General features: G+C 42.7%; 19 protein-coding genes and 1 pseudogene. 3 read left to right on the top strand and 17 right to left on the bottom strand.

Features of this window, described 5'->3' with window-relative positions; genetic code table 11:
- Positions 1-59: 59 nt before the first annotated feature.
- The 4 genes from comP to degQ form a co-directional block, all read right to left on the bottom strand.
- Positions 60-2,369 (bottom strand): two-component system sensor histidine kinase ComP, encoded by a 2,310-nt coding sequence (comP, locus tag JQX68_RS16145; protein WP_205440345.1) that lies wholly within the window; start codon positions 2,367-2,369, stop codon positions 60-62.
- Positions 2,370-2,383: 14 nt separating this feature from the next.
- Positions 2,384-2,551 carry a competence pheromone ComX gene (gene comX, locus JQX68_RS16150; protein ID WP_003242801.1) on the bottom strand — a complete coding sequence of 56 codons (168 nt, stop codon included), beginning with the start codon at positions 2,549-2,551 and terminating at the stop codon, positions 2,384-2,386.
- Positions 2,539-3,438 carry a ComX modifying tryptophan prenyltransferase ComQ gene (gene comQ / locus JQX68_RS16155; RefSeq protein ID WP_103750156.1) on the bottom strand — a complete coding sequence of 300 codons (900 nt, stop codon included), beginning with the start codon at positions 3,436-3,438 and terminating at the stop codon, positions 2,539-2,541. Before comQ ends, comX begins: the two co-directional genes overlap by 13 nt.
- A 184-nt stretch (positions 3,439-3,622) precedes the next feature.
- On the bottom strand, positions 3,623-3,763 hold the full coding sequence (degQ, locus tag JQX68_RS16160; RefSeq protein ID WP_003220708.1) for a degradation enzyme regulation protein DegQ: 141 nt from the start codon (positions 3,761-3,763) through the stop codon (positions 3,623-3,625).
- Between the two features lie 221 nt (positions 3,764-3,984).
- On the opposite strand from degQ, the gene JQX68_RS16165 reads away from it, so the two are divergent.
- Complete coding sequence (locus JQX68_RS16165; RefSeq protein WP_128422565.1) at positions 3,985-4,110, top strand: hypothetical protein; 126 nt, start codon at positions 3,985-3,987, stop codon at positions 4,108-4,110.
- Positions 4,111-4,224: 114 nt separating this feature from the next.
- A complete protein-coding gene (locus tag JQX68_RS16170; RefSeq protein WP_014665193.1) occupies positions 4,225-4,593 on the top strand; it encodes a YuzC family spore coat inner layer protein in 369 nt (122 codons plus the stop codon).
- Here JQX68_RS16170 and pdeH read toward each other — a convergent pair.
- The 7 genes from pdeH to JQX68_RS16205 all read right to left on the bottom strand — a co-directional run bounded on the left by pdeH (position 4,569) and on the right by JQX68_RS16205 (position 10,251).
- Positions 4,569-5,798: a cyclic di-GMP phosphodiesterase gene (gene pdeH, locus JQX68_RS16175; protein WP_014665194.1), complete on the bottom strand. Its 1,230-nt coding sequence runs from the start codon at positions 5,796-5,798 to the stop codon at positions 4,569-4,571. The two genes, JQX68_RS16170 and pdeH, sit on opposite strands and share 25 nt — an antisense overlap.
- Before the next feature lie 135 nt (positions 5,799-5,933).
- The gene (locus JQX68_RS16180; RefSeq protein WP_014665195.1) at positions 5,934-7,406 is read right to left on the bottom strand and encodes a nicotinate phosphoribosyltransferase; all 1,473 of its coding nucleotides are present in this window, start codon (positions 7,404-7,406) and stop codon (positions 5,934-5,936) included.
- A 15-nt stretch (positions 7,407-7,421) separates the two neighbouring features.
- Entirely contained in the window at positions 7,422-7,973 is a 552-nt protein-coding gene (locus tag JQX68_RS16185; protein WP_014665196.1) for a cysteine hydrolase family protein, read from the bottom strand.
- Between the two features lie 96 nt (positions 7,974-8,069).
- Positions 8,070-8,468: a YueI family protein gene (locus JQX68_RS16190; RefSeq protein WP_103030928.1), complete on the bottom strand. Its 399-nt coding sequence runs from the start codon at positions 8,466-8,468 to the stop codon at positions 8,070-8,072.
- 71 nt (positions 8,469-8,539) lie between these two features.
- Entirely contained in the window at positions 8,540-8,788 is a 249-nt protein-coding gene (locus JQX68_RS16195; protein ID WP_014665198.1) for a YueH family protein, read from the bottom strand.
- A gap of 72 nt (positions 8,789-8,860) precedes the next feature.
- Positions 8,861-9,082, bottom strand: a complete 222-nt coding sequence (locus tag JQX68_RS16200) for a spore germination protein (protein WP_014665199.1) — start codon at positions 9,080-9,082, stop codon at positions 8,861-8,863.
- A gap of 59 nt (positions 9,083-9,141) precedes the next feature.
- Positions 9,142-10,251, bottom strand: coding sequence for an AI-2E family transporter (locus JQX68_RS16205; protein ID WP_014665200.1), 1,110 nt, complete (start codon positions 10,249-10,251; stop codon positions 9,142-9,144).
- A gap of 114 nt (positions 10,252-10,365) precedes the next feature.
- Here JQX68_RS16205 and JQX68_RS16210 point away from each other — a divergent pair.
- Positions 10,366-10,757, top strand: a pseudogene (locus JQX68_RS16210) (DUF2283 domain-containing protein).
- A 40-nt stretch (positions 10,758-10,797) separates the two neighbouring features.
- On the opposite strand, the gene JQX68_RS16215 reads toward JQX68_RS16210, so the two are convergent.
- From JQX68_RS16215 to essC, 6 genes are all read right to left on the bottom strand, one after another.
- Positions 10,798-11,034 carry a YuzF family protein gene (locus JQX68_RS16215; RefSeq protein ID WP_003220677.1) on the bottom strand — a complete coding sequence of 79 codons (237 nt, stop codon included), beginning with the start codon at positions 11,032-11,034 and terminating at the stop codon, positions 10,798-10,800.
- Positions 11,035-11,211: 177 nt separating this feature from the next.
- Entirely contained in the window at positions 11,212-11,742 is a 531-nt protein-coding gene (locus JQX68_RS16220; RefSeq protein WP_003244444.1) for an HD domain-containing protein, read from the bottom strand.
- A gap of 197 nt (positions 11,743-11,939) precedes the next feature.
- Positions 11,940-12,671, bottom strand: a complete 732-nt coding sequence (locus JQX68_RS16225; protein WP_136653694.1) for a (S)-benzoin forming benzil reductase — start codon at positions 12,669-12,671, stop codon at positions 11,940-11,942.
- A gap of 62 nt (positions 12,672-12,733) precedes the next feature.
- On the bottom strand, positions 12,734-13,189 hold the full coding sequence (gene essA / locus JQX68_RS16230) for a type VII secretion protein EssA (RefSeq protein WP_095432020.1): 456 nt from the start codon (positions 13,187-13,189) through the stop codon (positions 12,734-12,736).
- A gap of 31 nt (positions 13,190-13,220) precedes the next feature.
- Positions 13,221-16,445: a type VII secretion protein EsaA gene (esaA, locus tag JQX68_RS16235; RefSeq protein WP_147772474.1), complete on the bottom strand. Its 3,225-nt coding sequence runs from the start codon at positions 16,443-16,445 to the stop codon at positions 13,221-13,223.
- On the bottom strand, positions 16,442-20,929 hold the full coding sequence (gene essC / locus JQX68_RS16240) for a type VII secretion protein EssC (protein WP_147772475.1): 4,488 nt from the start codon (positions 20,927-20,929) through the stop codon (positions 16,442-16,444). Before essC ends, esaA begins: the two co-directional genes overlap by 4 nt.
- Positions 20,930-20,954: the final 25 nt, after the last annotated feature.

Consider the following 20,954-nt stretch of genomic DNA (forward strand, 5'->3'; position numbering starts at 1 on the left):
TCTTTTCCATTTTATAAAAAAGACTTGGCCTGTGCCAAGTCGTTTCCGTTATAAATCCATTACAATTCGATTTCAATATCAGCCTTAAAGCCCTTTCCTTCACTCGTTTCAATCCGAAGGCGCCCATCTAAAGCCCTGACTCTCTCCTTAATGCCAGAAAGCCCCATGCTCATGGAATGTTCAGTATTTTTTTCAAGGTCAAACCCAACGCCATCGTCCTCATAATGAAGAACAATTTTGTTTTGTATACTGATGAGCATAATCAGCACATCCGTCGCCTGAGAGTGCTTGACCGCATTAGACAGAAACTCTTGAATGATCCGGTATAAATTCAGCTGCGAATCCAGATCAAGGGAAGCCGTAAATCTGCCGGTATTTAAACGGATATGAAATGGAACCCGCTCCTGCTGCTGCGCCACCAGCTTCGACAGCGCCTTCACCAATCCAAGATCATACAGAAGCTGCGGCCTCAGCTCATGACACGTCTCCCTCGTCATCGAAATCACATCTGACATCTGCTCATTCATCTGTACAAGCTTGTCCTGCACTTCTTCACGGCACGGATTGTCATCCTTTTTAAAATCACCCAAAAACAGCTCACACTGGCGTTTTAAGGAAATCAAGTCCTGAAGAACCGAATCGTGGAGATCGCGGGCGAGTCCTGAACGCTGTTTTTCTTCGATTGCAAACATTAGCTTTTTCAGCCAGATGGGGTTGGTTCCCTCTTGTTTTAAGTCCTTCAAATGTTCCATGAGCTCCTCAATATGCATGACATTTTCCATGGACACACTTGTATAGAAAGATAGTGTTTTCAACCATGATATCTCATCCCGTGTTAGCCGAGGAGTGTTAATATTAGATAAACAAAGCAGAACATAAGAACTTCCGCCTCGTTCACCAACTTTCATAAGAAAACCCTGATTGACTTCAATAATTTTCCCGATTTCTGAAGTTACGTTTTCAAATTCCTCTTGATAAAAATGCCAGTCCGGTCCAATTTCATGCTTATCTAAAAATATCACTTTTTGATCAGGAGTAACCTCAAAGGTATAAGCTTTGCTTACAAGCAAAACATCCAGTATAGTATTTTTCAGTTCTTTAAAAACTTGTTGAAGAGAAGTTACACCCCTCATTAGCTGAGTATATTTAAAAATACTGTCCTGATAGTTGAATTTTTCGGAGAAACGTTTTAACCGAAATTTAAAATCCATGACCTCTTTAAAATAAAAGACAGCGAACATGACAACGAAAAAAAATACAGTTTGACGCACAGGGTTCATCTGGATGTCCATTACATCAAACAGAACTAATGCACCAACTATTAGAAGAGTTGGTATCATGGCGAGTAGAGCATAGTATCTCATTCTTCCTAAGATAAACTCTATATCAAACATCTTATTGGCTACGAATTGGTATACTAACCCGAACGGAATTAGTACTAGTAATGACGCCGAAGCTAATGCCGAGAAAATATAATTACCTGTAAATATTATTGGAAGAACAAAAAATATCAAAAAAGGCGCAAATGAAAGAGTGTTTGTTAAAATTAGTAATTTAAGAATAAACGAATGCTCAGCATATTTATATTTATTAAGATGTAAGTATATCGCTGAAAAAGAAAATAGAGTCAAAGTTGCAAAAGAAACCAAATTAAGAGTTGCTAAAAAATCAATATCTACTTGTAAATAGTCTTGAAAAAACTCAATACCAAGATTAAATATTGGTATGATATAAAGAAAATAGATTCTATTCAAAAAAGTTTTACCTATTTCTCCAAGGTATCTTTGTATAAATTGAAGATAAAGAATAGGAGAAGATATAAAAGTAAACAAGTTAATATACCGATTGATTATATGTCCTCTAAATGGCCCACCTGCACTTATATATGCTATCGAAATGTCTAATAACAATAGAATAAGAATATAGGCAGCAAATGATCTCCTTTTTTTATTTACTTTAAGTATATAAAAAATACATATTATGCTTAAAAAATAAAAAACCAAAGGAAGTACGAACAGAAAAAAACTATAAGGTCTATTTAGAGTAACTAAATCAAAATCTTTGAGATGAATCTTTTTTCCACTTCTCAAAATATCCAGACTGTTAATATGACTCAAATATCCCCATTTCAAATGTTTGTCTGAAGGTTTTTCTTTATTAATTTTTAATATGATGTCTCCCTGTCTCAGACCAACAAATTGTCCATATGAAGATTCCGATATTTCTTCTATCATAAATTGACTTTTATCATTTTTATGAATCTTAGTCCCAATAATAATTCCATTCATACTGATATAAGTTGTATAGCTTATATAAAGGATACTCAAAACAATTACAGCTATTGTGAATTTTTTTATTAAGTTCTTCAATATTAATCCACCTATTAATCACCCCATTGACGGGTTATTGGATCAGCCAGATAATAATCATTATAAGCTTTAATTATTGTTTCAGTTTCTTGCACATCAAAACCTATAAGGCAAGCTTCTTTATTTTTCAATTTTTTTAAAGCCTCAGGATAATTTAAAAAGTAGTTAATTAGGTCTTGCATCTTGTATCCCCCTTTGTATAACTTAATAAGCATTCCTTTATTAGCTCTTTTTTTTCTTTATCTAAATTTAATTGTTCTATAGCAGAAATACATTTCTGTTTATATATTTCCAATAATACCGAAATGTATTGAGTAACTCCCGCTTTAATTAATTTTTCTTGGAATTTCTCTTTATCAAGTAACGATTTATAATATAAGTCTTTATGTGAAATTAAGTATAATAAATCTTCCGAAGCATCATTAAAAAGGCGCTTAAGATATAAGTAAATCAGTGTATGTTTGTTTTTTTCAATATCACTGCGATTTCCGGATAAAAGAACATGATAGTCTCCAGAAATTTGAGCTATAATCCCTTTATAGTAGGAATATCTTTCAACTGTTTCATTATATTCTTCTGTAGCCAATAAAACACCTGCTACATTTGCTAGTGCAATCAGACTTCCACATTTTAATCTAATTACTTCTAAACTTTCATCTTCTGTTTTAGATTTATTAGTGATATCGTCATGTTGACCTTGCATGGCCTCGTTTACGTATTTTAAAACATATTTAAAAATTAGAGGATTGTTATTTAATGAATAAATACTCGTTAATCCTACTGTATACAAGGAAAGTGCTGCATTTAACGACTCCGAGCGATTAATTTTCATCCATAATGCATGGTGATTATCTTCATCTTCAAGATCATCCATAATATCTGATGAAAGAATAAGAATTTCTATTCCCGCGCCAAGCCTTGTTGCAACATCTAAATTCTCCCCTCCAAAAACAACATAATGTAAGATTGTGGATTCAGCAAAGGAGAATGTTTCTTTAGAATCAATAAATGAGTAAAGAAGTTGTGACAAATCCTCGTTAAATATGTTTTGCTCCACAATCTCCTTCATTTTCTCCTTGATCCGGACAGAATCTAAACATATCTGCTCAATAACGACTTCCCCCCTCCCATTCCATTTTACTAAATGGAACATTTAAAGGACAGCAGGTTTTTCGTTTTTTAACAATCATATAATACTTTATCCATTAATTGTATGGATAGAACGAAAAAAAAGACTTGTTTCCAAGTCTTTTTCACGAAATTTTCATTGCATAATTGTATTTATCGAGTTGATCGATGCTTTTGTTAATGTTTCGTAATGAATCTGTCGTTTCTTTAATATCAAGTTCGAGTCGGAATAACAATTGTTTTACTTCTTCAAGTTTCTTTTCCATCGTTTCCACACTCCTTTTTTTGAAAGATCAATGAATTGTGTATGGTGAACGAGTCCTAGGTATTTGATCTGTTACTAATAGTGTATCTGCTTTCGGCTCATTTTTCACCGAAAAGTATGCAAAAAGATCCTGCGTGACACCGCAAATATCAATAGGTCCTTATACTCAAAGAGATCACAACAAGAACGGGACTATTTTTCTATGGGCAAGAGCGGATATTTCTGCTCAAATTGAGAAAGATTCTTAATTCCCTTGATTTTAACGTGTTTCACATTTTTATTAAGCAAGACTATAGTCCTTCATACCGTATTTTCAAAATTGAATATGCGATTCTTGGCGTTTCCTGACCGACAAACACCGAAAAAGACCGCAACGCTAAAGTTGTGGTCTTTTCGCTTTGTCATATTCAGCAAATGGGGATCTATACATATAGAAACACCACTTTTGTGTGAGGTGCTCCCATGAGATATCGTTATCCCTGGTTTTACGTGTATCCGTATGAGATACGCCGTCCGCCCGCTCCTGCCTCCAATATAGATACTTTTATCCGTTCAGCGAAGCAGGCCGCAGGGATTTTTGCGGATGCTCAGCTGGTGCTCAGCCGCATTGCGGGCTCGCGGGAGCTCTCGCGCCGCATTCTGACCGCAGCCGAGCAGTCCGATAAACAAACCATAAAGCGCCTGATCAAACAAATGGGCGTCCGGCATGAAGTGGATACGGTCTTTAATCCCGACGGCATCTATATCAGCCTTATCGGCACGCAAAGCCGAATGATTCTTGCTTTGCGGTGGTCAGAGGACCGCAATCATTTTGCGTCCATAAGATTATGACACCATTCCAGAGCCTCAAGATAACATTCATACGCTTCTTCTTTGTCCAGTTGATTGCCTAATTCCGAGCAAGTGTCCCAGTTGTTGCTTTCAATTAATTTCACAAGCTCAAGCATTTGGTAGTAGTCGTTTTGATGGCCTAATAACGCTTGCCCGACTTCATCTTTCAAAGGCAATTCTTGTACAATTTCCTCTATTTCTCTATGCAGGAGCGTGTCTATGAGAGAAAACATTCCGATCAGCATATAAGAAGCAGGCTGCGGCCGGGATGCCTTCCTCGCCAGCAGCTCGCAAAGCTTTGCTCTTATCAAAGAAATCTTAATGATTTCGTGCTTGCTGGAATGCCCTTTTCTGCTTAAATCCTTAAAGGAAAGAATATAGATCCACCGTTTGATTTCATTAAATCCAAGCAGCATAATGGCCTGCTGAATGCTTTCAATTTTCTGGCTCAAACGGCTGTGGGATGAGTTTAAAAATTTTAAAATTTGATAGGACAGTGATAAATCCCGCTCTATGTACTCTGTTACACGCTTTATGTTAGGCTGCTCTTTGCTCAGTTCGTTAAGCAGTTCATAGTAAGAATAAAAATGAGTCGACAGGTCATGCCCGCTGATGATGCGCGGCTCGCTGAAAAAGTAGCCTTGGAATAATTGAAAGCCATCTTGAACTGCCTGTTTATATTCTTTTCGGGTCTCTACCTTTTCTGCTAAAAAAATTAAGCCGCTGCAGCTGTAGGTTTGCAAAATTTTTCTGCGTTCCATTCGTGTTGTTTTGAGAAAATCAATTTTCAATATATCAATATAGCTCATGAGCTTTTCCAATAAGTCCTCATTTTGCGGGTTTATTGCATAAAAATCATCGAGCGCCAGCATATACCCCATTTTTTTCAATTCTTTGCATCTAGAAATGAGGGCCGGCGTGATCGGTATATCTTCAAGGATTTCAATGACAAGCTGTTTCGGATTGAAGGAGGTGGGAAGATTCGAAAACATCAGGCTTTCCGTAAAATTAACAAAACAGCGTTTTCCTTCCGTCAGCTTCTCAATTCCGATGTTTAAAAAGCTGTTGATCACCAAATCTGTTGTTGCCTGATCGCCGTCTTTAGCGCTATATACGTTCTCTTCGCTTTCTCTATACAGCAGTTCATAAGCAACAACCTGTTCTTTTCTATTAAAAATAGGCTGTCTTGCAACAAACACCCTCATTGATTAATCCCCCTTACAATACGCGCGGCTTTCACCCCTAAGTATATCAAATATTTTGACGAAAATTGTCTAAACATGAAAAATAATATATTCATAAAAAAACTGGCCCTTCGCGAACGAAAGGCCAGTTTTTATTTATTCTTCCTCAAGCTCTTCTTCAATTCTGCTTTTTACTTCGTGGATCCGCTGCATTTTATTGCTCCAGCAGTCCTCGCTTAAATCAACCGGGTATTCCTCCGGCTTGCTGATTCTTTTATATTCCTCCCAAAGCAGGCTGAGGTTATCCTGCACATACTGCTGTATGTCTGAAATCTCAGGGTTTTGGTAGCAAAGAATTCCCTTTTCAAAAATCAGCTCATGAAGATCCTTCGCATAAAAATTTGTGACAAATTTGCTGATGAATGTATGGACCGGATGGAACATTCTGAGCCGCTTCTGATCATTCACCTGCTCATCATAAAGCGCGATATAATCGCCTTCAGAATGATGGTTGGACTGATTGATAATTCGGTAGACTTTCTTTCTGCCCGGTGTCGTCACTTTTTCAGGATTGGATGAAATTTTGATCGTGTCGACCATTTTCCCGTCTTCCTCAATGGCAACGAGTTTATAAACTGCGCCGAGAGCCGGCTGGTCATAGGCAGTGATCAGCTTCGTACCGACACCCCAGACATCAATGCGCGCTCCCTGAGCCTTTAAATTCATAATGGTGTGCTCATCCAAATCGCTTGAAGCAATCACCTTCGCATCTGTAAATCCTGCTTCATCAAGCATTTTACGGGCTTTTTTTGACAGGTACGCCAAATCGCCGCTGTCCAGGCGGATGCCAATGAAATTAATGCGGTCGCCAAATTCCTTGGCAACCCTAATCGCATTCGGCATGCCTGAACGAAGCGTATCATACGTGTCGACTAAAAAGACGCAATCCTTATGCGTTTCCGCGTATTTTTTGAAGGCTGTATATTCATCGCGGTAAGCCTGCACAAGCGCATGCGCATGTGTGCCGGAAACCGGGATATTAAAGCGCTTTCCGGCTCTTACATTGCTTGTCGCGCTAAAGCCGCCGATTAAGGCTGCTCTCGCTCCCCACATGGCCGCATCCATTTCATGTGCCCGCCTTGTTCCAAATTCAAGCGCAACTTCATCACCGATGACGCCTTTAATCCGGGCAGCCTTTGTTGCGATTAATGTTTGATAGTTCACAATGTTGAGCAGAGCCGTTTCAATCAGCTGCGCTTCAACCAGGGGCGCCTCCACCCTCATAATCGGCTCATTATTAAAAACAAGCTCTCCTTCTTTCATGGAGTAAAGTGAACCTGTAAAAGTCAAGCCGCGCAAATATTCGATAAAATCTTCTTGGTACCCCAGTTCATCTTGTAAATAACTCAAATCGCTATCCGTAAACTTGAAATTTTCCAGATACTCTATGGCTTTTTCCAAGCCCGCAAATACGGCATAGCCATTTTCAAACGGAAGCCTTCTGAAAAACAGCTCAAAAATCGCTTTCTTTTCATGAATGCCGTCTCTCCAGTACGTTTCCGCCATATTGATCTGATAAAGGTCTGTATGCAATGACAGGCTGTCATCTTTAAATCCGTACTCTAACACTGTTTTTCCCCTTCCTTACTCTGCCACTTGCGCTCCGATGCTATTTGCAAAATGGGAAAGAGCCCATGCGTGCCCCTCCTGATTAAAGCTGGCAACAGCCTGTTGATGCACAACAATCTGAAAACCTTTGTTGTATGCGTCAACGGCCGTATGTAACACACAAATATCTGTGCAGACACCGGCAAGATGCAGTTCGCCAATCTGCCGCTCTCTGAGTTTGAGCTCTAAATCAGTTCCCGCAAAAGCAGAATATCTCGTTTTTTCCATGTAGTAAACATTCGGTTTATGTTCATGTTTCTGATATAGAGGCAAAAGCTTTCCGTACAGATCTTTTCCTTCCGTGCCTTTTATATTATGCGGAGGAAAAAGACGGGTTTCGGGGTGATATTGATCCCCTTCATCATGAGAATCTACTGCTAATACGACGTAATCACCGTTTGTGATGAATTCTTCGGTTAAATTGACGATCGCCTCTTCAATCATTCTGCCGGGCTCCCCGCAGGTCAATTTTCCGTCACTCGCCACAAAATCATTCGTATAATCAATACAAATAAGTGCTTTTTTCATAGCCGGCCTCCCCGCCATCAGTATGAGAACATTATATCTTATCTCCAGTTGTAAGTGAATTGCCATGAATAAAAAGACAAACGGCCCGTTTGTCTCTTAAGATTTCAGCACTGACCGATTATAAATGTCGTCCTGAATATATATCAATTCACGATTCACAGCGATGTCAGCCGCAATGACGAGGCCTAAAGGCGTATGAAACTGAAGATCAGATACAATCTTGAAGGGCACTCCGTATCGATTCGCCATTTGGATATAAGGAGAATAAGACTGGTACTGAAGCTCTCCATTAATCAAAAGGGTGACGTTATGGCTGTTTTTCAACTCGTGTTCCGCTTCTTTATACGGTTTGCTTCTAAGCACTTGTCCTTTCGTCAATGCCAAAACGACTCTTTCTCTTAAAGAGCCTAAAAACAAATGGCGCTCGTCAGGCTTTGTCTCCAAAGGTCCATACATTCCTTGCTGCAAATAGAGATCCATTTTATCTTCACCCAAAAGCCTGTCCTCCCGTCTTGTTTGTTTTCATTATCACCTGATCAGGCAGGAGCTAAACTTTCAAACGCGGTTTACATTTCTGTTACCCAATGAATGATTTTTTTTGCCAGCTCACCAGCAGGGGCTTCCTCTGTATGCCGGCGCAACGAAGCTTCCAGCCGTTCAGGCAGAGTTGCTTTATCTTCTTCATAGGAAATGATCGTGCTCCACTCCAGCTGCGGGACCGCTACAAGCGTGCGCAGTTCTTTTCTGTTTTCATGCAGATACACGTCCGTGATCATTTCGGTTTGCGTATTGATATTTGCTTTTCTGATTTTCATAACATGACCTCTCTATTCAAAGACTACCCATATTATACAATAAAAAAGCAACAGCCTCTTATGAAAAGGCTGTTACCCGTTAAACGAAACTGTTTCATCAATGATATCGGCATCTTTGAAGAGAGTTTTACTCGTTTGGTTGTTAATCTTCACAAAATCACCAAGCTGAAATGCGCCTGACCCCGCCCCTGAATGAGCGACGCTTTTAGGCGAAATCGCAAATACGTCTCCAAAGCTTGCCGCAGCATTACCCGAAACTGACATGATATAAATCGGCCCCACAATCGCAGGCATTTCCCCACCTCCGCATTGATTTACAGCATCATATGCAAAGAGCCGCAAATGGTGCCCGCCTATTCAGCGGGCTTTGCGTTTTCTTCGAGGCGTGACCGCTGGCGCAGTTTGATCAAGCGGACAATATTCAGGAAGAACGCCTTCACTACCGCATAAACCGGCACCGCTAAAATCATGCCGAGAATTCCGCCGAAGCTTCCCGCACCGATTAACAGCAAAATAATCGTAAGCGGATGCGTATTCAGCCGTTTTCCGATTACAAGAGGGGACAGCAGGTTTCCGTCCAGCTGCTGAACGATGACAACCACAATAATCGCAAACAGCGCTTTAGCCGGCGAGTCCATAAAACCGACAATAACAGCCGGCGCGGCACCGAGAAAAGGCCCGACATAAGGAATGATATTAGTAATCGCCATAACAATCCCAAGAATCAGGGCATACGGCAGTCCGGCAATTAAATAGCCGATAAAGCACGCTGTTCCGACAAAAAGACAGATTAACAGCTGTCCCTGGAAATAAGCCGCAAGCGTATCTGATAAATCTTTAAAAATCTTTAAGCCTTCTGTCCGATAAGAAGCCGGAAGAATTTTTACCGCCAAATGCGGAAAGCGGTGTCCGTCTTTCAGCATGTAAAAAAGGATAAATGGAACAGTAATAATAACAAGCGTGATGTTTGTCACAACGCCAAACACCGCAGATAAACTGGACGTGATATTTTGCGGCAGGTTTTGGAGAAAGCTTGTCAATGACTGTTCAATTTTTGATATTGATACATAATCCTGATTCATCATCCAGGTAAACCATTGGGAATGAGACAAATCCTTTGTCAGCGCCTGAATCTGTTTTATGTAATCAGGAAGGTTGTTGAACAGCCCGGTCACCTGGGATGTGATGACAGGCCCGACTGACGCTGAAACGAAGGCAAGCAAACCGATAAACAGTAAATAGATCAATAGAATGGATAATGTCCGCGGAATTTTTTTCTCAAGCAGGCGGACGACCGGATTAAATATGAAATACAAAATTCCCGCAATCAGCATCGGGAAAAACAATGTCGAGATAAAAACAATGAACGGCTGAAATACAAATGAAACTTTTGTTGCTACATAAATAATCAGCAAAACAAATAAAATCTGCAATGTCCAAAAATGGACTTTTGATTTCAACAAGCTTTGTTCCTCCTAGTTTTTCTTTGTCTGTCAGATAAAAGAACTTATACCCCATCATTGTAACAAAAATGAACTCATATCAGAACTCTTAATATAATGAAAGGAGGTTGGTGAATGAAGGCCGTGACATACGATACAGATTCAGAACTGGCTTATATCTATGTTCTTCCTTTGAAAAAAGAACAGGAATGTACGGACTGCGGAGCTCAGAGTCAATGATTGTCCCCTGCTGGATATCAGCCAAGACGGCAAAATCGCCGGATTCGAATGTTTTGGTGAGGCAGCACGCCTCTGTGCCCCATTTGCCGGGAAATCCCGGCTGTATGTAAAAGATTCAGACGGTTATCAATTTCGGGTCTGCCAGCATGCTTCAGTCTGTTCCTGCTATACGGTGTACGGCGTCACTTTCTGTTTTTTAGATGGTGACTATCAGGAATTTGCCGGTTTTGACCTTGACGGAACAATGTATTCCAGTGGCGTTTTTACAGCGCTTAACTGAAAAATAGGACGTCCCGGTGTACGCCTATTTTTCATGCGCAAGCACTGTTAGACCCGCTCACTGTAATCTGGCGTGACGGAAATCATGTGCTGGATTCTGATCAAACAAACAGAATTTCGGGCTCCTTCAATTGTGATATGGTCAGGTTTTACATCGATCAGTCTGCCTCTGACCGTATCTCGTACTGTCTGTATAACGAACCTTGAGCCGATGAGCTTTTTAATGGTCTGATAGACATAAGGATCGACTAAAGAGACCAGTTGCGGACTACCTTGGTTGACCATACTTTTATCCCCTTTGTGTGTTTTATCTCAGCTTATGCCGCGCTTATGGATAATGACACAGGCTTCCCTGATAAAACAAAGGGGTGCGGAGATTTTAGGAGAATACGTTTGGAAGCGGGTGTAAAGGAAGTGTCGATGAAGCGGAGACAGCGAAGAAAGCTGGCCGCTGTTCCGTACTTATACAGGCTTTATCACGGATGCCTGGGCTTGGTCGATTAATTGGTCCAGCTTTTCTATTTTTTTTCGTGCGGTTGAAGGATCAATTTGGCGGTAATGATGGTGGCCACCCGGTTCTTCATCCAGTTCGTCCGCTTTTTTGACAATCTGCTGCAGCGTGTTTTTATCTAATTCGCCTTCAGGCAAATAGGAATCTGTATGAAGCAAAATGGCTAGGGCAATTTCTTTTGCCGCTTTCGGTTCCTCGCCAAGCCGAATCAGAAGCTTATGCGCCCGTTCTGCCCCTTTAATGGCATGGATGTCATTTCTTTTGTATTTCTCATAATCCCACTTTCCGTCTGTATACCATTCATAATGGCCGATGTCATGAAGCAGTGCTGCTTTTGCTGCTAAATCAGGATTGATGTCAGCCTTCACAGACAGCCTGTATGCATGATAAGCGCAGGCAATCGCATGTGCCACGCCGGAACGCTGAAGATATTTTTGTGCAATTGGATGGGTGAAAACATCCATTAATGTAACCTTTCTCATGGAAACCCCTCCTTTAGATATTTTTAGAATCCTAACATAATTTGCAGAGAAACTCAATTCTTATGTCACATCATTTTGATCTTCTTATCATCATTGTTATACCCTAAAAGCAGCGTTTCAGTCAGTATATGCCGCTGTTCAATAAATGCTCTGGCTGCAGCCTTTTTTTATAAAAAAAAGAGCAGAAAATATCTGCTCTACAAAAACTCTTTCATATCATAAATTCTTCCGTTTTCCGTCCCTTTTTCTAATAAAGAAAGCAGCGTGCCGGCAATAAAGTCCGGACTGCGAAGGCTTCCTGTTTCATTTAATTTCCGGAACCGTTCAATGTGGTGGAAATCCTTTTTCGATGAAGAACGGATGACGGCCTGCATCTCAGTGTCCATCACACCTGGTGAAAACGAAATCATGTGCACTGGCAGCTCTTCATCCTCCTGTTCAAATCCGAATGTTCTCGTAAACATGTCGAGCCCGGCTTTTGAACTGCAATACGCGCTCCATCCCTTATATGGATTTTTGGCGGCTCCTGATGTAATGTTGACAACCGTTTTTTTGCCGCTGTATGAAGCAAATCGTTTTGTAAACATCTGACTCAAAAGCACGGGTGCAGTCAGGTTCAGCTGATAATGGCGCTGAAGCTCGTCAAGAGACGCTTCGCCGGCGCGTTTGATCGGCGTTACCATTCCGGCGTTATTGATCAGGGTAATACCAGAATAACGATCTGGATCGATGGATGAGAGCAATGTTTCAAATTGCTGTTCAGCTTCTTCAAGATTGATGAGGTCTATTTGATGCTGCGTCAGTTTTTCGTGAGACACATCCGCTTTCGTTCTGGATAAGGCATGGACTTCATGGCCCTTCTCTAAAGCCTGTGATGCAATGGCTTGACCCAGCCCTTTTGACGCTCCGGTGATGATATAAAGTTCCATTGGAAACCTCCTTTTCCGTTATTATTGTACGGCACCGCTTTTACACAACACAAGCACGCGGCCTATGCTTTCTTGTTTTCCTGCGCTGTGACTTTTGGGATGAGGAACACGATACCTGCAATTCCGAGCAGGATCAGTACGACATAGATCATCGGCAGCAGCAATGATGATGTTTCTTGTTCATTCTCTGTTTCCGTTGATGACGCCTTTGTCATTGGCTTTTCAGCAAATGTAATTCCAAGCTGTTTGGACTGGGCCGCAATCGTGTTGGAATCCTGGGCATTTGTTGATGTAAACAAACCTTTTATCAGCTCGGCGTCCTTGTCCTTCGGTTTATCAAAAGAGATATCCTTCTGTTCCTCAGGCAGTTCTGTTTTCTCTTCATAGTAGGTATCTTCATGTAAATAATTCGTATCAATTTCGATGTCTTTTTTCTGATACTGGTTTGGGGCGACATCTGTATTTTCTTCGGTTTGGGCAGCGGCGGCAGAGGGTATGAAAAGGGAAAAGGAGAGCATACAAATCATGATCCCCTTTTCCATGCTGCGATTACGCTTCATACGTTTCATCGCTTTCTGCTGTGTGTTCAGCCATCAGCCGAATAATCAGCGGCAGAGCCGCGGCAATCACCGTAATGATTAGCAGAACTGTTATTCCCATTGTAAACAAGTGCCCAGTACCGTACTGGATGTCGATATACACTTTCGAAACCGGATCTTCAAATGTAAAGTTCGGCATGATCAAATCAATAAGCGGTGCAACATAGAATAGAATCATTGCCGCTGAAGCAACCCATCCAGGGATCGATCCGAATCTGAACGCCGTCCGGATGAAGGCAGAGCTTGCGACCAGCAATAGAATCGTAAACACTGACCACTTAATCGTCTGATCGTCCGGCAGTGAATAAATATTCAAACCGAACAAGCTGATCATGAGTCCGACAAGGATATTCAGAATTCCGAATAGCGCTCCTTTGACGAGAAGCGGCGCGTTTTGGTAATACGAGCTAAAATAGCCGATTAACAGACTGCTGATCAACACAATGACAAGGATGACAACCGGCGGTACCGTCTGAGTTTTCTCTTCCGGAACCTCTCCGCTGATTTTAAGCGGATTCGCCAAGTAATCATACACATAGCCATTGTTTTGCCCGTCTACTAATGTATTTCCGAGTATGCCGTATACGTCATTGCGCACGAGTTTCGTGGAGGCGACATTTTTCCCCCAGTTGTTGTTTAAGGTGTCGGCTTTTGCTTGAACATCATTGACGCTTTGCTGCATATTGGTTGTGTAATCAATGATGCCTGACTGGCGATCAGACAATGAACCCATCATGTCTGACATTTGCAGCACTTCCTGGCCAACCGTATCTTGGACATTCAGTGCCATTGTGCCAGACAGTCCATCGTTGCTGAACGTCGCAGATTCCTGCGTTGCGCCCGTTACCAGCTGTTCTGTCGCTTTTGCGGCACTTTCAGAGATGTTCGTTAGTTCGTCGAGAACACCTGCTTGAGAGTCGCGGATATAGCCGCTGTAGTCGTCCGCAAATTTGGTCATTCCGTCGATGAAGCTGTTAATGTCTTCATCAGTTTGCATCGTGTTGTTTTTGAGAGCTTCCCAGCTGGCTGATTCTTCAGGTGAGAGAGCCAGTACGGATTTGACGTTGCCCTGCTGGCCGTCAATAACGCCGGCTTTTGCAGCACTGTCTATCGTACCTGATAATACAGAGTCATAAACAGACAAATATTTATAGTATCTCATTAAAGCGGAGATGCTTTCTGTATTGATTTCTCCTGAGAATTGAAGCTGATCTTTATTTTCAAGCTCGCGAATCGCACTGTAAATCCCTTCAAATTCCCGCTTCCGTTTCGCTTCGAGATTTTCAAGTTTACCTTCGAGCTTTTTCACTTTGTCCTTCAGGTCATCAATTTCATCATTGAGACCGTCCATTTGCTCTTTTAGTTCCTCTAACTTCTTTTTCAGCTCTTCATTATGGGCAGTTTCTTTTTCTTTGAGCTGTTCTTCAATCTGCTTGATTCGCTCAGACGCTTTGCTGAGCTGTTCTTTTGCTTTGGCAATATCAGAAATGTCGCCGTTTCCTGGTTGATCTTGGTCCCCAGGCTCCGTCGTATCTCCGCCGCTACCGGTATTTCCTGAATCTCCGGTTCCGTCTTCATTTGCCAGCTTGATCAATTGAAGGGCTGAATCAGATGATGCAGTCTGTTCGGCAGAAGCGCCTGTTTCAGTTTTTCCGCTGTCTGATGCACCGCCGGTCTGCTCCTGACCGTCTGTTCCCTGCTGCTGCTCTTGATCCTGAGTACCGCCGTCCGTTTGTCCGTCATTACCGGCATCACTGCTGTTATTATCGTTCCCTGTGTCGCCCTGTGTATCATCAGGCTTTGTACTGCCCCCGTCATCAGGTTTTTCTGGATTATCAGTGGGCGGATCGTCTGGTTCAGTACCCGGGTCCTCCGGTGTTGGATCCTCTTTTTCAGGCTCCTTTAGGTTATCTGAAATATCCTGAATATCAGCAGCGATATTTTTCAGTTCTTCACGCTGTTTTTCAAGATCGATTTTCAGTTCTTCAGGATCTTCTTCTTTCGGGTCTTTATCTTTATCATTGTTGTCAGAACCATCGTCTATGACTGGGTCGTCCCCTTTCGCAACTGTCAATGCCTGACGTGCCGGGACAAGCAATTCATAAACCTGATTTAGTGCTGCCTGTCTTGATGCGGCCTGATATTGATCGATTAAATCACTTTGGATCTTCGCCATGCCAAGTTCCTGCTGAGGCACTTGGCCCTCCCTGATTTGCTGGGCGTTTGCCAGCACATTGCTGGTTTGTCCGAGCTGTGTCTTCGCTTGGCTGATCCCAGTTGCCAATCCGCTCATGCGTTCGCTGAACTGATTCGCCTTTTGCTGAGCTTGGATGGCGTCCAGGCCTGTCCGGATTTGCTGCTGTGTTGAATCCTGGGCTGCCAAAAGCAGCTTTTTCTGATTCTCTTGATATTCTTTATATCTTTCAACTGTATCAATGAATTCTTTCAGCGTGTTTTTTGCTTCCTCCGCTGTAGAAGCTTTTTCTTTTGTCGTGCCTTGCGCTTCATTCATTGATTTCTTCAGCTCATCGATTAAGTCTTTTTGCTGTTTGATTTCACCTGCTAAATCATTAGAGCTTGGTTTGTAAAAGTTGTACATGACATTCTGGAATTCAGATTCTTTATTGACGATTTTGTCAAATTCTCCTCTGATGTTGTCCACTTTTTGCGACACAAAATTCCAGTATAAGGCCGACATTTTTTTGTTCATTGTCTTTTGGGCATCCTCAAGCTCACGCTGAACTTTTTCTTTGTTGACCGCATTCAGGTTATCCTGAATGCTGAATTCCAGCGTTGCTTTTTGTGGATGGTCTTTGTCATAGCTCAAAATGTTTTTTGAGAAGTCTGAGGGAATATAGACGATCGCATCGTATTTCTTTGAAGCGAGACCGGTCTCAGCCGCGCTTCGGTTTACGACCGTCCACGAATAATCAGGCCGTTCACCCAGAACAGCCGCTACTTCCTTGCCGAACTGGGCGGATTTGTCCTCTTCATCAGACTTTACCTCATCACTCAATACGCCAGTGTCTTCATTCACCACCGCGATTTGCCGGGTGGAATTGACTGCTTTTTTCGTCGGATCGTCTCCGATAAATCGGAAAAACAAAACCGGCAACAGCAAAATGATGATGACGGCGGATATTAACTTGATCAAGCTTTTTCGTTGTTCTGTCATCTAGCACTCTCCCTTTCAGCAGAACATAAAGGAATTTGAACTTTTTGCTCCTTCCCGTTTTCCACAACATATCCGAAGCCCGGCTGAATCTCAGGCTCCTGTCTTTGGTACGGGAGAGGAATGACATTTTGCTCAGATTTTTTCATCAGCAGAATCGCGTGGCGGATTTGCTTCATCTCAGTCGTCAAGGAGTCATAGCCTTTTGAGAATTCGCTGTGGTTACCACCCGGGATAAAACTGAAGCCAAGATGAGCGTATGATTTCATGAAGTTAGCGAGACGGTCTTGTATTCTCGTATCAATCGTCTGCTGGAATCTCGTTATCCCGTCAATCATCAACACCACTTGTGAGAATCGCAGATTGTGCGCGTCTCCTTGGCGGACGGCTTCTACATACATGGCTTCTCTTGTTTTGAAAATATCTTCTGCTGTTTCAATCCACTGCTCAATATCTTCTTTCGTTTCCAAATATGAAACATCTGATTCCTTCGCATAATGAGATAAGCCGCGATCAATCGAGTCAAACAGGCCGATCATTTCGGTCTCATCATCAATCAGATGTTCAAGCATGACTTTTAGGACGTTTGTTTTCCCGCGCTGAGTCTGGCCTAAAATCAGGCAGTGCTTATGCTTGCCCAAATCAAAATAGACTGGGCTGACTGTTTCTTCATGAAGCCCGATCGGTACAGATAAAGGCTTGCGTTCCAGCTTGAAGCGGAGAGAAAATTCTCTCGTCGACAAGCTCTCAGGCAGCATCGGAATCGGTGCCGGCTGCTCCATTGAAGCAAAGCGCTCTTGAAGTTTCTGAACGTCTGATTTCAGCCCATTGAACATGCCGATATCATCATCAGCGTCAACAGGCAGGAACATTTGGGCGAAATAAAGCTCTTCTTTTTGAATGATGACGCGCCCCGGGATCGGCTCAAGATTGAACTTCGGACGGCCATAAATGGAATATCCCTCAGATTGATCCATGAGATAATGGACAACCTTTGTTTTCAAGTTATTTAACAATGACTGGCGGACAGCATTAACACGCGTTGCCGTCAGCATGAAGTAGATCCCTAAGCTCTGTCCGTCTCTGGAAAGCTGGACAAATTCCGATTCAAGCTCATGCATCTCATCCTTGACGATGTCAAAGTTGTCAATGGTGATGAAAATGAATGGAAGCTCTTCTTCGCTAAGCGCATTGTACATTTTGATGTGGCTGATTTCTTTTTCCCTGAACAGACGTTTACGTCGGTCAATTTCTTCTTTGATTCGAATCATGAACTTTTCAATTTTTCTTGACTGGTCCATCAGGAAGTAATCCGCGGTATGCGGGAGCTTCGCTAATGGCAGAAGCGTTCCGTTACCGAAATCAAAGATATAGACATGAAGCTCTTCAGGTGTGTACACGTCCGCAAAGCTCATCAGGAACGTCGCGGCTGCAATTGATTTTCCGTAGCCCGAAGAGCCGAATATGCCGATATTTCCGTCTTCCATCATCTTATAAGCAATCGGCGCCTGTCTTTGCAAATCAGGTTCATCGACATATGCAAAGTGGAAATGGTCTTTTTCGTCTGAAGGGAAAAGAGTGCGCGGAATACGTTCCGCAAGCGGCGGCAGCCAAGGGCTTGGCAGCTTCTCGATTCCCATTTCATCTTGGATGCGTTCAATTTCGTCAACGACAGCTTCAATTTCAGTATGAACGTCTTTTTTCGCAATATCTTCGGTATCAACCTCAGAAAGCGGAATCAGACCCGTATCTGTGACGATCGCGATTTCATCCTCTGTTCCGTAGACTTCCTCTAAGTAAGGCGCCCCGCTCCATGCAGATTGGAACAGCTCATAGACTTCATTGTTTCCGACCTGCAAATATCCGCGGCCTGTTACGGTAATGTTTGCGGCATCGCTGTTTTTCAAAATTTCTTTACTGTCAGTGGCATCCTGGACCTTGAGCGCTACTTTAAAGCGCGAGTTACTCCAGATCTGGTCGTCGATGATGCCGCCTGGCTTCTGTGTCGCCAAAATCAAGTGAACGCCGAGGCTTCGCCCGATACGTGCGGCGCTGACAAGCTCCCTGATAAAATCTGGCTCCTCGCTTTTCAGCTCGGCAAACTCATCAGAGATTAAGAACAAGTGAGGCATCGCCACTTCTGCTTTCCCCTGCTTGTACAGCTTTGTATAGTCATTGATGTGATTGACTTGATACTGGTCAAACAGACGCTGCCTTTTTTTCAGCTCGCTTTTAATGGAAGCAAGCGCACGCATACTGAAGTTTTTGCTTCCTTCAATATTAGTGATCGTGCCTAGGAGGTGGGGAATGTTGCGGAACGGCTGCGCCATTCCTCCGCCCTTATAGTCAATTAATAAGAAAGCCGCTTCGTGCGGATGAAAATGCACTGCAAGTGACAGAATGTAGGTCTGGAGAAATTCACTTTTCCCAGATCCCGTTGTCCCGGCAAGCAAGCCGTGCGGACCGTGTGCTTTTTCGTGAAGGTTCAGATACACAATGTCATCTTTCCCTTTATAGCCGATCGGCACTGACAGCGACTTCGACGATTCGCTCGTCAGCCATCTTTGCTGAATGCCGATTTCTTTTACTTCCTTCGCATGAAAAAGCTCCAGGAACGATACCGTTTCCGGAATGGAATTCGTGATGCCGACCTGGTGGTTCAGCGTCCGCAGCGTGCGTGAGAACCGTTCGTTGTCCTCACGCTGATGATGATCGAGACGGAACGGGATTCTTACCGCTTTTTTCTTTTGAATTAAAATGTCGCCTTCATGCTCATTGATGTAGCGGACAAGGGTCGTAATGTTTTCCGACAGGCTCTCCTTTGTTTCCGCAGCGACAATTGTCGAGATGCCCAGATGCTCATGCTGTCCTTCTAAATATTCGAGAATGACATGCTCAGAGATCAGCTGCTGATTCGTGATAACAAATACAAAATGCGGTTTGAACTGCAGTTTTTCTTTGTCATCTTCGAGATCGCGCTCTCTGATCAATTCGTAAAGCGAAGACAGAAGCTGATCTCGCGTTTGCTCATTATAAATAAATCCTTTTGCATAAATATGGGGCATTTGAAATTGCGGAAGCCACTTCATCCACTCCCAGTCTTTATACTCTTCTTCATGAAAAATAAAAACGAAACGCAAATCGTGATAGCTGTTAAAGAACGACAGCTGTCCGATCAGCTGGTGAATCTCATTTTTTACAATTTGGGATTTACCGACAAGCCCCATCGGACCTTCCGCCAAATCGACCGTAACCGGCGCATTGCGGATGTCCTTATAGACACGCTGCATGTGCTGTGATTTCTCCATGAGGTCATCGATATCACGATTCGCCAAGTCTCCGCCGCTCATATTGATTTCATAACTCGAGGGGACTGTTCCCGTCCCAAGCCGCAGCTGAAGATAATCCTTGCTTTCAAGTGATTTTTCCCAGATTCGGTCACTGATTTCACTTGTTAAGTATTTCATTTTTTCAAATGAAGGAAAGTGAAATTCAAGAACCTGCTTTTGCTTCTCAGCAAGTGCCTGAAGCTCTTTCCGTTTATTGTCTAAGTAAAGCTTATATACACGCTCCCGTTTTTCCTCGCGTTTTTTCCGCTGATTCTTATCCCGAAAATATTGCACTGTCGAGGTAATGAGAGTCATCATAAACATCGCCAAAGAAACAAGTATAAATATGCCGCGCGGCTGGATGATGGCGACTACGCCCATCACGATCAGCATCACAAGCGGAGGCAGGATGACGAGCCACAGCCCTCTGTTGGTTTGATCGCTCTCCTGAGAGGGAAAACTAAAGGAAACGCGGTCATCCGGCAGATCGTACACCATCCGCGGCGTTCTTCTGTATTGCGGATATTTTTTCTGCATCTCTGTACTCGGTTTGACTGTTTCTGTTAACGCTGTTTCAAACTGGGCAAAATGAACGATTTCTAAAAGGTCTTGTTCTGTCACACTCATTTGGGTGAAGTTCCAGAAGATTTCATCCCCCGGCATAAGCGGCGTATTGGCGTTGATCTTCTCTCCGTTCAAGAAGATCGTTCCGCTTTCAGGGCGAACCGACCAGTTGCCGCCGGCACGAAGCAAAGAAAACGTGCTTTGTTCTGCAAATGCAAAATCTTGCGGATTCAGATAAATATCTGCATTCGTTTTTTCTGAGGAACATACAATTTCATCCCGGTTTCCCGTAAAATAAACAGATTTCTCAGGTTCACTGCCCGTCAATATCAAGCGTATATCCTGCTGATCCGTTTGAAGAGTAAATGATGTATCCGTCTCAATCATGCCGAGACAATCATTTCCCAGGAAAACTTCGTATTGGCCGCCGGATTCCTTTCTTTGAAGAGAAATGACTCCGCTATTAAATGGAATGGCGCTGATCGTAACGGAATCTTTCACATCAGGCCCAATGGTCACCGGATGAGACGACGGGAGGTTAGACAGATTTAATTTTTGAACGTTATTTTGGTAAAAAACCCATAATAGACTCAAATGGCGAACCCCCTAACGGCCGAAT

It is taken from the genome of Bacillus sp. LJBS06, from assembly GCF_016924995.1.
Classification (GTDB): domain Bacteria; phylum Bacillota; class Bacilli; order Bacillales; family Bacillaceae; genus Bacillus; species Bacillus stercoris.